The following is a 13,648-nucleotide window of genomic DNA, read 5'->3' on the forward strand; positions in this document are numbered from 1 at the left end:
TCACGGTTGACCGGGGAACGGGACGGTCGGCGGAGCTACACCCAGGATTTCACGCCAGTTCGCCAGTCGTAACGCGGCTTCTGTGAGCGCAGTGACTCCGGTCTCCCGCGTGGGGCCGGACTCGCTGCGCTCGATGACCGACCTCCACGCGATCGAAGTGTCGATCTCGGCCTGGGCGGCAAGCTGCGCCGACGTGACGGGATCGTTGACCGGAAACGGGATGGAATATGCCGGGCTGGCAAGCGGTGGGGTGACGCTCGCGGCGCGCAACGCATCGAGGGTTGCGTCTCGACGTGCGCGGTGCGCTGCAGCGTCCGCCGCGATGAGGCCCCCACGGGCCGGATTCGAGAATGCGCCGACGACGCCGTACGCAAAGATCGCGGCGTACTCGGCGTTCAACGCGTCGACGAGTGCTTGTTGTTCGATGCCGAGATCGCTCATGGCAACACCACCGCCAGTTCGACGGCGCAGGCTGCGCTGATCGACCCCAGCAGGCCTGCGCGATAACCGGATTCGCTTTTCGCCGAGTCCGCTGCGCCCCGTTGAGATTCATTGAGATCGGCCTCGAGTTCCTCCATGGTCGGTGGCGGCACTGCAACCGGTGTCGATGTGGTAGACGTGGTTGCGCTCTCTTCCGCGGTGTGACCCGCCACGCGATCGATTTCAGCGGACAGGGCGTCGGCGTGTGCCGTTCGTTCCGTCTGGACGACGCTCAAGGGCCCGGCCAGGGTGGGGCTAAGCGCGATCAGGGCGCCTGCGGCGGCTGCGTCGCGACGCGCAAGTCGGAGGTGGCTGGTGAGGGTGTCGAGTTGCGGGTCGGGGTCGGTGTCGGAGGAACATCCGGCAGTCGTGGCGAGCCCGACTGCGGTGAGAGCGGCGCCACCGGTCAAGCGCAGTGCGCCACGGCGGCTGAGGGTGCGGGGGAGAGCGAACGTCGACACGGGAACATCGTGCCAGGTGCATTCTGCATCTCGTGCACCCAGGCTGGTCACGAACGCTTCCCGTTGGCGTTAGGCTGTGCGTTCGCCACATACGGATTCGATCACACTGTTGGTGGGGTCCGACCACAACTGAACGAGGAGTTTTCGCAACGATGCCTGTTCCGTCCAAGGAGAGGGTCATCGCACTCCTGTCCGACCTGGTGACCAGCAGTGGGTTCGATTTGGAAGATGTCAACGTGGTCTCGGCAGGTAAGCACAGTGCCGTACGCATCATGGTCGATCGCGATGAGGGGATCGACCTCGACACGTTGCCGTCGCTCAGCCGTGAGATCTCCGACATATTCGACGCGGTGTCGGATTTCGGTGATGCTCCTTACACCCTCGAGGTAACCACTCCTGGAGTCGATCGTCCGCTCACCGAGGATCGCCATTGGCGGCGCGCACGCGGACGGGTGGTCCGATTCAAGTTGGAGAACGAAAAGTTCGACGCACGTGTCGGTCACCTCGATGGCCGATCGCTCACTGTGGTCACTCGTGACAAGGGTGTTCTCGCGACCCGAGTCGTGGAGCTCGATGATGTTGTGAAGGCTGTTGTGCAAGTAGAATTCTCGAAGCCGAAGGCAGACGAGATGGAGCTGGCGGGCGGCGTTGTCGACGGTAGGCCTGCTCCTGCTGACAACGACGAGATAGTGAACGTGGAAACACCGGAAGAAGGGTCCGACAAGTGAATATCGACATCGCGGCGTTACGCGCCATCGAAGCGGACAAGGGGGTGTCGATCGAAACCGTCATCTCGACGATTCAGTCCGCCCTGTTGACCGCTTACCGGCACACCGAGGGCCATCAGCCCCATGCGTGGATCGACGTCAATCGCAAGACAGGTTCGGTGCGAGTGATGGCGAAAGAGATCGACGGTGACGGCAACACCATTTCGGAGTGGGACGACACCCCTCAGGGGTTCGGCCGAATCGCTGCGACGACGGCCCGGCAGGTAATCCTGCAGCGTCTGCGTGACGCCGAGCACGAGCGCTCGTTCGGCGAGTATGCGACGCACGAGGGTGAGATCGTGGGCGGGGTCATTCAGCGGGACACCAGAGCAAATGCCAAGGGCACGATCATCGTGCGGATCGGCAGCGATGCGAACGGCGCAGACGGTGTGCTGCCGCCTGCAGAGCAGGTGCCAGGTGAGAGTTACGAGCACGGCGAACGAATCAAGTGCTACGTGGTCGGAGTCGCCCGGGGGCAGCGCGGACCGCAGATCACCCTCTCGCGTACCCACCCCAACCTCGTGCGCAAGCTGTTTGCACTCGAGGTTCCAGAAATCGCCGACGGGTCGGTCGAGATCGTCGCTGTTGCGCGCGAGTCCGGTCACCGATCGAAGATCGCAGTCAAATCCACGGTGTCGGGTCTCAACGCCAAGGGTGCGTGCATCGGGCCGATAGGTCAGCGAGTGCGCAACGTGATGAGCGAACTGGCCGGTGAGAAGATCGACATCATCGACTTCGACGATGATTCCGCGACCTTCGTCGGGAATGCGCTGTCTCCGTCGAAGGTTGTGTCGGTCACGGTCGTGGATGCCGAGGCTCGTGCCGCGCGTGTGGTCGTCCCGGAATATCAACTGTCGCTCGCGATCGGTAAAGAAGGACAGAACGCCCGGCTGGCAGCCAGGCTGACCGGCTGGCGCATCGATATCCGCAGCGACGCGGCCACGGCACCCGAGTCCACCAGCGCGTAAGGGTGGAATGCGGAGTTCGAGGCAATACAGCGGTAGAGTGGTCGATGGTTCGGAATGAACTCTCTGCCCTGAGTCATGAGAGCATCGGTTCGGCGGCAGTCCGTCAGCCGGTGAGAACATGTGTCGGGTGCAAGGAGCGAGCTCCGGCCGCCGGTCTGCTGAGAGTTGTGGTTCGTGATCGAGATTCCACGGAATCGGTGATCGTGCCAGATCTCGACCACAGGCTTCCCGGTAGAGGTGCATGGTTGCATCTCGACCCGAGATGTCTGGAGAATGCAGAACGGCGCCGTGCATTCGGTAGAGCGCTACGCGTGTCGGGATCTACCGACTCGTCAGCGGTCGTCTCCTTTCTCGAAGGAGTCGACGACAGAGATTCACCCCTCGAGAAGAACAGGCAACAGCACTGATGAGCACACCGTGAAGCACCAACGATGAACGTCCATCGGAGTTAACCCGAGGTCGTGCGGGCACCATTCCTCGCTCGGCCTCTCAGTGAGGAGAGCAGTGCCAGGTAAGGCCCGCGTACACGAGTTGGCTAAAGAACTCGGTGTCACCAGTAAAGAACTACTCGCACGGCTCAAAGAGCAAGGCGAGTTCGTCAAATCCGCATCGTCCACGGTAGAGGCGCCAGTAGCGCGTCGTGTCCGTGAATCCTTCCCGGCCGGAAAGCCGGACACCGCTCCGGCCACCGGTGCTCCCAATGGCGCACAGGCCAGTGGCGGCGGCGAACAGGCCAGTGGCAGCGCGCCGAAGCCTGCTTCGGCTGCCAAGCCCGGCGGACCTCGCCCCGGACCGAAGCCGACCCCGCGCCCGACTCCTGCTGCTCCCGTGGCACAGGAACCAGTAGCTCCAGTCGCAGCTGAGGCTCCCGTAGCGCCGGTATCGACCCCGGCGCCTGCACCGGCCGCCCCGGCACCATCCGTCCCGGCTCCAGTTGCTCCGGCAGAGCAAGCTCCCGCAGCACCGGCCGCCGCCACTACAGAGGCCACAGCGGCGCCTGCCCCGGCAGGTCCCAAGCCTGGCGCACCCGGCCCCAAGCCGGGCCCCAAGGCTCCGCGTGTCGGTAACAACCCGTATTCGTCCGCTCCCGCCGAGCGTCCTGCCCCGCGTCCCGCATCGGGCGCACCACGCCCGGGCGGTAGCAGTCGACCTGCTCCGGGTCAGGGTGGACCTCGTCCGGCAGCCCCGGGCGGTGCACGTCCGGCCGCGGCTGGTCAGGGCGCCCCTCGCCCAGCGGGCCCTGGCGGACCTCGTCCGAGCCCGGGTTCCATGCCTCCTCGTCCCAACCCCGGCGCGATGCCGACCCGTTCGGCACGTCCGAGCCCAGCGGCAGGTCGCCCCGGCGGCCGTCCCGGCGGTGCTCCAGGTGGTCGTCCCGGTGGAGCAGGTGCCGGTGGTTACCGCGGTGGCGGCGCACCGGGTGCTCCAGGTGGAGCTCCCGCAGGTGGAGCTCCCGCGGGTGGCTTCCGCGGTCGTCCCGGCGGCGGTGGCCGTCCAGGTCAGCGTGGTGCAGCTGCAGGTGCTTTCGGTCGTCCCGGCGGAGCAGTTCGTCGTGGCCGCAAGTCGAAGCGGGCAAAACGCGCCGAGTACGAGAGCATGCAGGCACCCGCTGTCGGCGGCGTCCGGTTGCCACGCGGCAACGGTGAGACCATCCGTCTCGCCCGCGGCGCGTCGCTGTCGGATTTCGCGGACAAGATCGATGCGAATCCAGCAGCACTCGTACAGGCCTTGTTCAACCTCGGCGAGATGGTCACAGCCACTCAGTCCGTGAATGACGAGACTCTCGAACTGCTCGGCGGCGAAATGAACTACGTCGTTCAGGTCGTCAGCCCAGAGGACGAAGATCGCGAACTGCTCAACGCATTCGACCTCACCTACGGCGAGGACGCCGGCGGTGAAGAGGACTTGGAGCAGCGGCCTCCCGTCGTCACGGTCATGGGTCACGTCGACCACGGCAAGACGCGACTGCTGGACTCGATCCGAAACACCACGGTCCGCGAAGGCGAGTCCGGTGGCATCACCCAGCACATCGGTGCTTACCAGGTGCTTACCGAACTCGAAGGCAACGAGCGTTTGGTTACCTTCATCGATACGCCTGGTCACGAGGCCTTCACGGCCATGCGTGCTCGAGGTGCCAAGGCAACCGACCTCGCGATCCTGGTTGTTGCAGCCGACGACGGTGTCATGCCGCAGACGGTCGAAGCGATCAACCATGCGCAAGCTGCAGATGTCCCGATCGTGGTGGCGATCAACAAGATCGACAAGGAAGGCGCAAACCCGGACAAGATCCGGCAGCAGCTGACCGAGTACGGACTTGTGGCCGAGGAATACGGCGGCGACACCATGTTCGTCGAGATCTCGGCGAAGCAGGGCACCAACATCGACGCACTTCTCGAAGCTGTGTTGCTCACAGCAGATGCCTCACTGGATCTGCGTGCCAACCCGGACATGGACGCTCAGGGTGTCGCCATCGAGGCGCACCTCGACCGTGGTCGTGGACCGGTTGCGACCGTGCTCATCGCTCGTGGAACGTTGCGTGTCGGTGACTCGATCGTCGCCGGTGATGCCTATGGTCGCGTCCGTCGAATGGTCGACGAGCACGGCGAAGATGTCATCGAGGCATTGCCGTCCCGTCCGGTGCAGGTCATCGGCTTCACGTCGGTGCCCGGTGCAGGCGACAACCTGTTGGTCGTCGACGAGGATCGCATTGCCCGTCAGATCGCCGATCGACGCAACGCTCGCAAGCGCAATGCGCTTGCCGCGAAGTCTCGTAAGCGCATAAGCCTGGACGATCTCGATGCAGCGTTGAGGGAGACTTCACAGCTGAACTTGATCCTCAAGGGTGACAACTCGGGAACCGTGGAGGCTCTCGAAGAGGCACTGGTCGGTATCCAGATCGACGATGAGGTCGAACTGCGCGTCATCGACCGCGGTGTCGGCGGCGTCACCGAGACAAACGTCAACCTGGCGTCGGCATCGAACGCGATCATCATCGGATTCAACGTTCGAGCGGAGGGCAAGGCCACCGAGCTGGCCAACCGTGAAGGCGTCGACATCCGGTACTACTCGGTTATCTACCAGGCCATCGACGAGATCGAAAGCGCACTTAAGGGCATGCTCAAGCCCGTCTACGAAGAGGTTGCGCTCGGCCAAGCCGAGATTCGTGCAATGTTCCGTTCTTCGAAGGTCGGAAGTATTGCTGGTTGTCTCGTCACCTCGGGTACTATCCGTCGCAATGCGAAAGCACGACTGCTGCGTGACAACAAGGTGGTTGCCGAGACCGTCACCATTTCCTCGCTTCGGCGGGAAAAGGAGGACGTGGTCGAGGTGCGCGAGGGCTACGAATGCGGTCTCACGGTGACGTACTCGGACATCAAGGTAGGCGATGTCGTCGAGGCGTACGAGCTCCGTGAAAAGGCTCGCGACTAGTCGATTCGCAGTAGTAGTGCCGTAGTGGAGCATTGGGGAGTAACACTGCATTGGATCGAGGAGCCGGCGGCGGTATGTCAGTACCGCCGCCGGCTCTTCGTTCGAACCTGAGTAAGGATGGCCGCGTGTATCTGGGGGCGCTCGAGTTGGACGTGTTGTTGGGCGACGTTCGTTCGCTCGTTGAGAAGCGTTCGAAGGTCGATCCGGTTCTCACGGAGTTACACCGCTTCGGGGTTTCGGCCGCGGAGACGGGCGAGCTCGGGCGTTTTCGGCGGTCGTTGTTCGGAATTGCGGCTGCCGGTCCGGATATCGACGGGTTGCACGACAAGCTCGACGAATGCGAACGGCATATCGCGGATCGGCAAGATCTGGAATTGTTGGCGGTCAGAAGAAGAATTTTCGGTCCCGAGGACTGACTCGGACCCTATGAGGAGCGTGATTGACATGGTGGATCCAGCGAGAGCTCGCAAGCTCGCCAAGCGAATTGCCGCCATCGTCGCCACGGCGATCGATCATGAGATCAAAGATCCCCGTCTGGCGTTCGTGACCGTCACCGATTGCAAGGTGACAGCGGATCTGCACGACGCAACCGTGTACTACACGGTGATGGGCGAAGACTTGGATACGGCCCCGGATCTTCAGGCTGCATCTGCGGGGTTGGAGAAAGCCAAAGGTGTACTTCGGTCGAAAGTCGGTGCAGGGACCGGTGTTCGCTTCACACCGTCATTGACGTTCGTGACCGATACTGTTCCGGACACTGCGCGTCATATGGAAGATCTCCTCGAGCGTGCACGCCTCGCCGACAGCGAAGTCGCCAGGGCGGCAGCCTCGGCCAAGCCTGCGGGTGAGGCCGATCCGTACAAGGCGCCGCGGGAGACGGTCGACGGTTCCGAGTCGACCGACGTGGGCTGATAGAGGTGACGACGACTCCGGGGGCCCGGCCTGTGGCAGAGACGCAGGACGAATTCGCTCATGCGATAGAACTGTTGGAGGCTGCCCGATCCGTCACCGTGCTGTGTCACATCCAGCCGGATGCCGACACCATCGGTAGCGGTCTCGCACTGGGGTTGGTTCTTTCGCGTCGTGGAGTGGACGTGCAGGTGTCGTTTGCGACACCTGCCGAGCTGCCGGGGTCGATGGACGCGCTACCGGGCCGCGAGCTCTTGGTACCGGCCGGCGACGTCCGAGTCGACGTCGATCTCGTGGTCACGGTCGATGCGGGGAGCAAGGGGCGACTCGGGGCGCTGTCCGACCGCATCGATGCTGCACACGCAACTCTCGTTATCGATCATCATCGGTCCAATACTCGGTTCGGCACCTGGAACGTGGTCGACGAGAACGCGGTGTCGACCACCGCGGTAATCGCTCGGCTGTTCGACGCATGGAGTGTCGACATCGATCGAGATCTGGCCGAATGTTTGTTTGCCGGTCTTGTCACCGATACCGGATCGTTTCGGTGGGTTCAGCCCGGCTCTCATACTCTTGCCGAACGTCTTCTTGCGACCGGTATCGATGGGGCTGCGCTGACGAGGAAGTTGCTCGATACGCATCCGTTCGCGTGGTTGCCGATGTTGGGATCGGTTCTCGGAGCGGCAGAGCTGGTTCCGGACGCGGCGGGCGGACTCGGGCTCGTCTATACCGCGATCCTGCGCGAAGATTCCGCCGGCCTCCGCTCGGAAGAGATCGAGAGTGTCATCGATATCGTCCGCACTGCGACCGAAGCAGAGGTGGCGGCGGTACTCAAACAGCAGAGTGGTGACGACTGGACGGTATCGTTGCGCGCGAAGACACAGGTCGACGTTTCCCTTGTGGCAACGTCTCTCGGTGGGGGCGGCCATCGTAAAGCTTCGGGGTACACAGCTACTGGTTCCAAGTCCGACGTCGTCGCGTCCCTCATCGCCGCACTCGGTTGATCGATCTTGGTCGAATCGACTGCTTCGGCGGAGGCGTCTCCGCGCAGAATTCTCGGTTTGGCCCTCCCGGCACTCGGTGTTCTTGCGGCTGAGCCGCTTTACTTGCTTTTCGACGCGGCAGTGGTGGGCAGGCTGGGTGCGCTTTCGCTCGCTGGACTGGCCGTCGGCGGTCTGGTTCTGACTCAGGTCAGCACGCAGTTGACGTTTCTCTCGTACGGCACAACTGCGCGTGCCGCTCGAATGCACGGTGCAGGACGCGAGGAGGACGCGGTCGGTGAGGGCGTCCAAGCGACGTGGCTCGCCGTTGCGCTGGGTGTGGCGATCGTTGCCGTGATGCAGATTCTGGCGGCTCCGGTTCTCTCTGTCATCGGTGGCGGCGGCGAGATTGCCGATGAAGCTGCCGCGTGGTTCAGGGTCGCTGTCTTCGGTGTTCCTTTCATCCTGATTTCGATGGCGGGCAACGGGTGGATGAGGGGTGTCCAGAACACCAGGAGGCCGCTCCGTTTCGTAGTTTTCGGGCTGTTGGTCTCGGGCGTGCTGTGCCCGATGTTGGTACACGGTCTGCTCGGGTTTCCGCGGATGGAACTTCTCGGGTCTGCGGTGGCGAATCTGGTGGGGCAGTCGATCGCTGGGTGTCTGTTCATCGCCGCGATTTCGCGTGCGGGGGTTCCGCTTCGGCCCAGGTGGTCGGTGATGCGAGTGCAGTTGATTCTCGGTCGCGATCTCGTCCTGCGTAGCTTGGCGTTTCAAGCGTGCTTCTTGTCTGCTGCAGCAGTGGCATCCCGGTTCGGAGCGGCCGCTGTCGCTGCCAATCAGGTTGTCCTGCTGCTGTGGAATCTCGTGTCGTTGACTCTCGACTCTTTGGCCATTGCGGCTCAAACACTGGTCGGTGCTGCTTTGGGCAAAGGCGACGTCCGTGGCGCCACCAAGCTGGGTTGGCGATTGACCGCGTGGTCCACCATGTTCGCGATCGTCCTGGCATCGATGTTCGCGGCCGGTATGCGGGTGATCCCCGAGCTGTTCACCGCAGACCCAGCCGTGGTGGGTCAGATGCACGCGATCTGGTGGATATTCGTCGCCATCATTCCGATTGCCGGAATCGTCTTCGCCCTCGACGGAGTTCTGTTGGGTAGCGGCGACGCAGCCTTCCTCCGGACCGCCACACTGGTATGTGCCCTGCTGGGTTTTCTACCCTTCATCTGGTTGTCGCTGGTGCTGGACTGGGGATTGACCGGAATCTGGGTCGGTCTCGGAGTTTTCGTGTCGCTGCGGGCGATCGCGGTGGTGCTGCGGACGCTCTCGGGTCGGTGGGCGCTGGGGGGCGCCGACATTCAACGCGAGGCCGGATGAATAGCAACTTCCTGGCTCTTGACGACGAAGTAGACCTCCATGCCAGGCGACAGGTCCAATTCCGAGACCGCTGCTGCCGTCACGTCCGCCACGAGACTCTGGCCGCCGTGGGTACCCCGAACACGAACCGTTGCGCCGTACACGTCCATCGCGGCGATCGTGACGGGTAGTACGTTGCGCGGACTGGCATGCGGTTCGGTCAGATGCACTGCTACCGCGGACGGGCTGAAGACAGCTACTGCCTCGGCACCCGATGGCGTCGTACTGTGTCCGTGAATCGTCAGGCCCTGCGCGGTACTCAACGAACCTGAAGAATCTGCAGCGCCGAGAACCAAGTTCACCCCGGCGATCCGAGCGGCGAATTCACTGCGTGGTGAGGTGAGAATGTCTGTGGTCGGTCCGCGCTCGACGATTCGGCCGGCCTGCACGACCACAATCGTGTCGGCCAAGGCGAGCGCATCGAGGAGGTCGTGAGTGACGATGAGTGCGGTGCGTCGTTGCTCACGCAGGACGGTTCGAAGCAATCGGCGCAGAACGGGTGCGGTAGCTACGTCCAATGCGGCCATCGGCTCGTCGAGGAGTAGTACTCGAGGCTGCGCTGCGAGCGCGCGAGCGAGAGCTATGCGTTGTGCTTGCCCACCCGAGAGCTGTGACGGCCGTCGATCCGCAAGGTCGAGTGCATCGACTGCGTCGAGCCAGGTTCGTGCAATCTCCCTTCCTTTGCGACGACCGACCCCCCGACTGCGGGGCGCGAACGCGACGTTGGCTTCGGCGTCGAGATGAGGAAACAGAAGGGCGTTCTGTGACAGCGTGGCCACGCCACGGGCATGCGCTGGAACGAATGTGCGTCCGGCGGTGTCGGTGACTACGTCGTCACCGATGGTGATTCGTCCGGAGTCGGGCCGGAGCAGACCTGCCACGAGCGAAAGCAACGAAGTCTTGCCGGCCCCGTTCGGTCCGAGAATCGCGATGACCTCGCCGTCGTCGACATCGAGGGTGAAGTCGAGGTTTCGTTCGGCGACTTCGGCGATGAGGCGGATGGAGCTCACAGCGCCCCGGCCAACCGGCGCCCACGGGCGGCAACGACGATTACTGCCGCCACCACGATCAGCAGGAGCGAGAGCGCCACTGCGGCGTCGGGATCGGTTTCACGCTGCAGATAGATCTCCAATGGCAGGGTTCGCGTGACTCCCTCGAGTGATCCAGCGAAGGTCAACGTCGCACCGAATTCGCCGAGGGCGCGCGCGAATGCAAGAACGGCCCCCGACACCAGTCCAGGCAGAACGAGCGGGAGCGTCACCCGGCGCAACACTGTCGTCGGACGCGCACCCAAGGTGGCGGCGACGGTCTCGTATCCGCGTCCCGTGCTGCGCAATGCTCCTTCGAGGCTGACGACCAGAAAGGGGAGCGAGACGAAGGCCTGGGCCAGCACCACTGCAGTCGTGGAGAATGCGATGCCGATGCCCCACGCCTCCAGTTGCTCGCCGAGGAGGCCGAGTCGACCGAAGGTGTACAGCAATGCAATTCCGCCGACGACCGGTGGAAGGACGAGGGGAAGCAGCACCAACGCTCGGAGGATGGACTGACCAGGAAACTCCGATCGGGCCAACACCAGTGCCATCGGTATACCGATGACGATGCACACGACGGTGCTCGTTGCTGCCGTCCGGAGGCTGAGGAGTAATGCCGTTCGTGATGACTCCGAGGAGACGAGGGCGATGAAGTTCGGCCAATCGATCTTCAACAGAATGGCCAGCAACGGGGTGACGACGAACAACACACCCAACGCTGCGGGGACGAAGATCCACCTGGGTAGACCGACTCGGACCTCGTTGCCGCCGCGTATTCCCCTTCCGGAGCGCGTCGGTTTCACCTCGACAGTCGCGGTCATTGTTCTTCGAGTCCTGCTTCGACGATGACCGTTGTCGCCTTGACCACGGCCACCGCAACTCTGCCCGGCTCGAGACCCAGGGTGCGCACCGATTCGGTGCTCATGAGCGAGACGACGGTGAACGGTCCGCATTGCATCTCGACCTCGCTCATCACGGTGTCGGACGTCACTGCAGTCACCAGCCCGACCAATCGATTGCGGGCCGAACTTCCCGAGCCCGTCGGATCCGGGGGAGGAGTTGCCTGCTCGCGGGCGAATGCAGCCAAGGCGGCACCGTCGACTACTTTTCGACCGGAGTTGTCCTTGTACGCGACGAGTGTTCCGTTGTCGATCCATCTACGCACGGTGTCGTCACTGACGCCGAGGAGCGCAGCCGCGTCTTTGATTCGAATCCGTGAATGCGGCATGAACAGAACTCTAGAGCAGCAGGCGCGTAAGGGATCGACGCGAGCTATCGACGTCGACGGGTATTGACGAAACGAGCGAGGAACGTTGCCGCGAGTAATGCGATCGCACACACGATTGCGGTGATCACAAAACCAGAGACGAAGTTGTCCGAGGCGATCCCCGCTAGAACGGAGGCCATAACAGTGAGGACCAGCCCTGCTGTGAGGCCGGATTTCTCGGATGCGGAAAAGTTGTTCATAGGTCGACAGTGTCTCATCCGGCACCCTGTCCGATACCGCTCGGGAATCCGAAGGGAAGATGAGGTGTTGGTTGTCGACCGAATCGACAACCAGATCAGAAGATCATTTCATCGGGAAGGAACACGGCCTGTGACAGCAAAGCTCTGGGCAGTGAGTGACATCCACATCGGTCACCGAGGAAATCGTCCGGTCACCGAGGATATTCACCCCGAGTCACCAGAAGATTGGTTGATCGTCGCGGGAGACGTTTCGGAGAAAACCGACGACATCAAGTGGGCACTCGAGTTGCTCCGAAGTCGATTCGCCAAGGTCATCTGGGTACCCGGCAACCACGAACTGTGGACGACGGTCAAAGATCCAGTGCAAATTCACGGTGCTGCGCGCTATGAGTACCTGGTCAATCTGTGCCGTGAGATCGACGTCGTCACGCCCGAGGACCCCTATCTGCTGTGGAAGGGCGAAGGCGGACCGGCGACGCTGGTGCCGATGTTCTTGCTGTACGACTACTCGTTTCTCCCTCGTGGGGCCGTGGACAAGGAACACGGGCTTGCGATCGCGCGAGAGAAGAATGTCGTCGCCACCGACGAGTTCTTGCTCTCGTGTGAGCCGTACGCCAGCCGAGACGCATGGTGTCGAGCTCGCATCGAAAGCACCAGGATCAGACTCGACGCCCTCGATCCGTCGATCCCTACGGTGTTGATCAACCATTTTCCGCTGGTGCGACAGCCCACCGAGGTGCTCTTCTATCCGGAGTTCGCGTTGTGGTGCGGTTCCACTCTGACCGCCGACTGGCATACGCGCTACAACGCCCTGTGCGCGGTGTACGGGCACCTCCATATCCCTCGTACGACGTACTACGACGGGGTGCGCTTCGAGGAAGTCTCGGTCGGATATCCACGCGAATGGCAGCGGCGCGGGTTGCCCGACAACGTGCTCAGACAGATACTCCCCGTGCCGGAGTATCCCGAGGGCACCTTGAACAAGTGGGGCGGACACTTCACGGTGACACCCGAGATGGAAGCCGAAGTCGAGAAGATGAGGTCTGAGCAGTGATCGAGTCGATTCTTCCCAATGGCGTCGTCGCCGCCGAATTGTTCGCCGACCCGCCGGGGTTGGAACCGCATCCGCTCGAAGCTCATCTGGTCGCCAAGGCCGTGGACAAGCGCAAGCGGGAGTTCAGCTCTGCGCGCCACTGCGCCCGCCTGGCGATGGGCAAGCTGGGTGTGGATCCAGCGCCGATCATGCGAGGGAGTTCGGGCGCCCCGCAATGGCCGAGGGGAGTGGTCGGGAGCCTGACGCATTGCGACGGATACCGTGGTGCAGTCGTGGCGTATTCGATGCAGGTTCGTTCCGTCGGAATCGACGCCGAACCACACGATGCACTACCCGACGGGGTTCTCGATGCCGTCAGTCTCGAGGCCGAACGAATATGGCTACGCACCGCGTCCGTCGATACGGACGTGCACTGGGATCGTTTGCTGTTCTGCGCCAAGGAAGCGACGTACAAGGCGTGGGAACCATTGACCGGTCGATGGTTGGGTTTCGAGGATGCGCACATCACGTTCGATCGCACCGGTTCCGGCGGCGACGTCTCCGGAACCTTCCATTCTCGACTCCTCGTGTCCGGTGAAACCATCGACGGCCCGCCACTGACTTCGTTCGATGGCAGATGGCTCGTCTCCGACGGTCTGATCGTCACCGCCATCGCAGTGACCTAGCGATCCACGCGGCGCAGAAGCCGC

16 protein-coding genes are annotated in these 13,648 nt (G+C 62.9%); 10 read left to right on the top strand and 6 right to left on the bottom strand.

Going from position 1 to position 13,648, the window contains the following annotated elements:
• Positions 1-441, bottom strand: a complete 441-nt coding sequence (locus tag QMK32_RS14060) for a ferritin-like domain-containing protein (protein WP_269303570.1) — start codon at positions 439-441, stop codon at positions 1-3.
• Positions 438-992, bottom strand: coding sequence for a hypothetical protein (locus QMK32_RS14065; RefSeq protein ID WP_283475668.1), 555 nt, complete (start codon positions 990-992; stop codon positions 438-440). Before QMK32_RS14065 ends, QMK32_RS14060 begins: the two co-directional genes overlap by 4 nt.
• A gap of 101 nt (positions 993-1,093) precedes the next feature.
• On the opposite strand from QMK32_RS14065, the gene rimP reads away from it, so the two are divergent.
• The 8 genes from rimP to QMK32_RS14105 all read left to right on the top strand — a co-directional run bounded on the left by rimP (position 1,094) and on the right by QMK32_RS14105 (position 9,368).
• The gene (rimP, locus tag QMK32_RS14070; protein WP_283475669.1) at positions 1,094-1,669 is read left to right on the top strand and encodes a ribosome maturation factor RimP; all 576 of its coding nucleotides are present in this window, start codon (positions 1,094-1,096) and stop codon (positions 1,667-1,669) included.
• Positions 1,666-2,676 (top strand): transcription termination factor NusA, encoded by a 1,011-nt coding sequence (nusA, locus tag QMK32_RS14075; RefSeq protein ID WP_283475670.1) that lies wholly within the window; start codon positions 1,666-1,668, stop codon positions 2,674-2,676. The genes rimP and nusA overlap by 4 nt, the downstream gene beginning before the upstream one ends.
• 44 nt (positions 2,677-2,720) lie before the next feature.
• Positions 2,721-3,083, top strand: a complete 363-nt coding sequence (locus QMK32_RS14080; protein ID WP_283475671.1) for a YlxR family protein — start codon at positions 2,721-2,723, stop codon at positions 3,081-3,083.
• Between the two features lie 97 nt (positions 3,084-3,180).
• Entirely contained in the window at positions 3,181-6,105 is a 2,925-nt protein-coding gene (gene infB / locus QMK32_RS14085; protein ID WP_283475672.1) for a translation initiation factor IF-2, read from the top strand.
• Positions 6,106-6,230: 125 nt separating this feature from the next.
• On the top strand, positions 6,231-6,521 hold the full coding sequence (locus QMK32_RS14090; RefSeq protein ID WP_283475865.1) for a DUF503 domain-containing protein: 291 nt from the start codon (positions 6,231-6,233) through the stop codon (positions 6,519-6,521).
• 28 nt (positions 6,522-6,549) lie between these two features.
• Complete coding sequence (gene rbfA / locus QMK32_RS14095; protein ID WP_283475673.1) at positions 6,550-7,017, top strand: 30S ribosome-binding factor RbfA; 468 nt, start codon at positions 6,550-6,552, stop codon at positions 7,015-7,017.
• A gap of 5 nt (positions 7,018-7,022) precedes the next feature.
• A complete protein-coding gene (locus QMK32_RS14100; RefSeq protein ID WP_502943605.1) occupies positions 7,023-8,018 on the top strand; it encodes a DHH family phosphoesterase in 996 nt (331 codons plus the stop codon).
• Between the two features lie 6 nt (positions 8,019-8,024).
• Positions 8,025-9,368 (top strand): MATE family efflux transporter, encoded by a 1,344-nt coding sequence (locus tag QMK32_RS14105; protein ID WP_283475674.1) that lies wholly within the window; start codon positions 8,025-8,027, stop codon positions 9,366-9,368.
• Here the strand turns inward: QMK32_RS14105 and QMK32_RS14110 are convergent.
• Genes QMK32_RS14110 through QMK32_RS14125 form a run of 4 tightly spaced genes read right to left on the bottom strand, consistent with a single transcriptional unit; the run spans position 9,350 to position 11,905 of the window.
• Complete coding sequence (locus QMK32_RS14110; protein ID WP_283475675.1) at positions 9,350-10,417, bottom strand: sulfate/molybdate ABC transporter ATP-binding protein; 1,068 nt, start codon at positions 10,415-10,417, stop codon at positions 9,350-9,352. The two genes, QMK32_RS14105 and QMK32_RS14110, sit on opposite strands and share 19 nt — an antisense overlap.
• Positions 10,414-11,259, bottom strand: coding sequence for an ABC transporter permease (locus QMK32_RS14115; protein ID WP_283475676.1), 846 nt, complete (start codon positions 11,257-11,259; stop codon positions 10,414-10,416). Before QMK32_RS14115 ends, QMK32_RS14110 begins: the two co-directional genes overlap by 4 nt.
• On the bottom strand, positions 11,256-11,666 hold the full coding sequence (locus tag QMK32_RS14120; RefSeq protein ID WP_269303586.1) for a TOBE domain-containing protein: 411 nt from the start codon (positions 11,664-11,666) through the stop codon (positions 11,256-11,258). Before QMK32_RS14120 ends, QMK32_RS14115 begins: the two co-directional genes overlap by 4 nt.
• Positions 11,667-11,710: 44 nt before the next feature.
• The gene (locus tag QMK32_RS14125) at positions 11,711-11,905 is read right to left on the bottom strand and encodes a hypothetical protein (protein ID WP_084348647.1); all 195 of its coding nucleotides are present in this window, start codon (positions 11,903-11,905) and stop codon (positions 11,711-11,713) included.
• Between the two features lie 130 nt (positions 11,906-12,035).
• Here QMK32_RS14125 and QMK32_RS14130 point away from each other — a divergent pair, with 130 nt between their 5' ends.
• The gene (locus tag QMK32_RS14130) at positions 12,036-12,959 is read left to right on the top strand and encodes a metallophosphoesterase family protein (RefSeq protein WP_283475677.1); all 924 of its coding nucleotides are present in this window, start codon (positions 12,036-12,038) and stop codon (positions 12,957-12,959) included.
• The gene (gene npt / locus QMK32_RS14135) at positions 12,956-13,624 is read left to right on the top strand and encodes a 4'-phosphopantetheinyl transferase Npt (protein WP_283475678.1); all 669 of its coding nucleotides are present in this window, start codon (positions 12,956-12,958) and stop codon (positions 13,622-13,624) included. The genes QMK32_RS14130 and npt overlap by 4 nt, the downstream gene beginning before the upstream one ends.
• Positions 13,625-13,648 lie beyond the last annotated feature (24 nt).

The organism is Rhodococcus sp. H29-C3, assembly GCF_030063405.1.
In the GTDB taxonomy this organism is placed as follows: Bacteria; Actinomycetota; Actinomycetes; order Mycobacteriales; family Mycobacteriaceae; genus Rhodococcoides.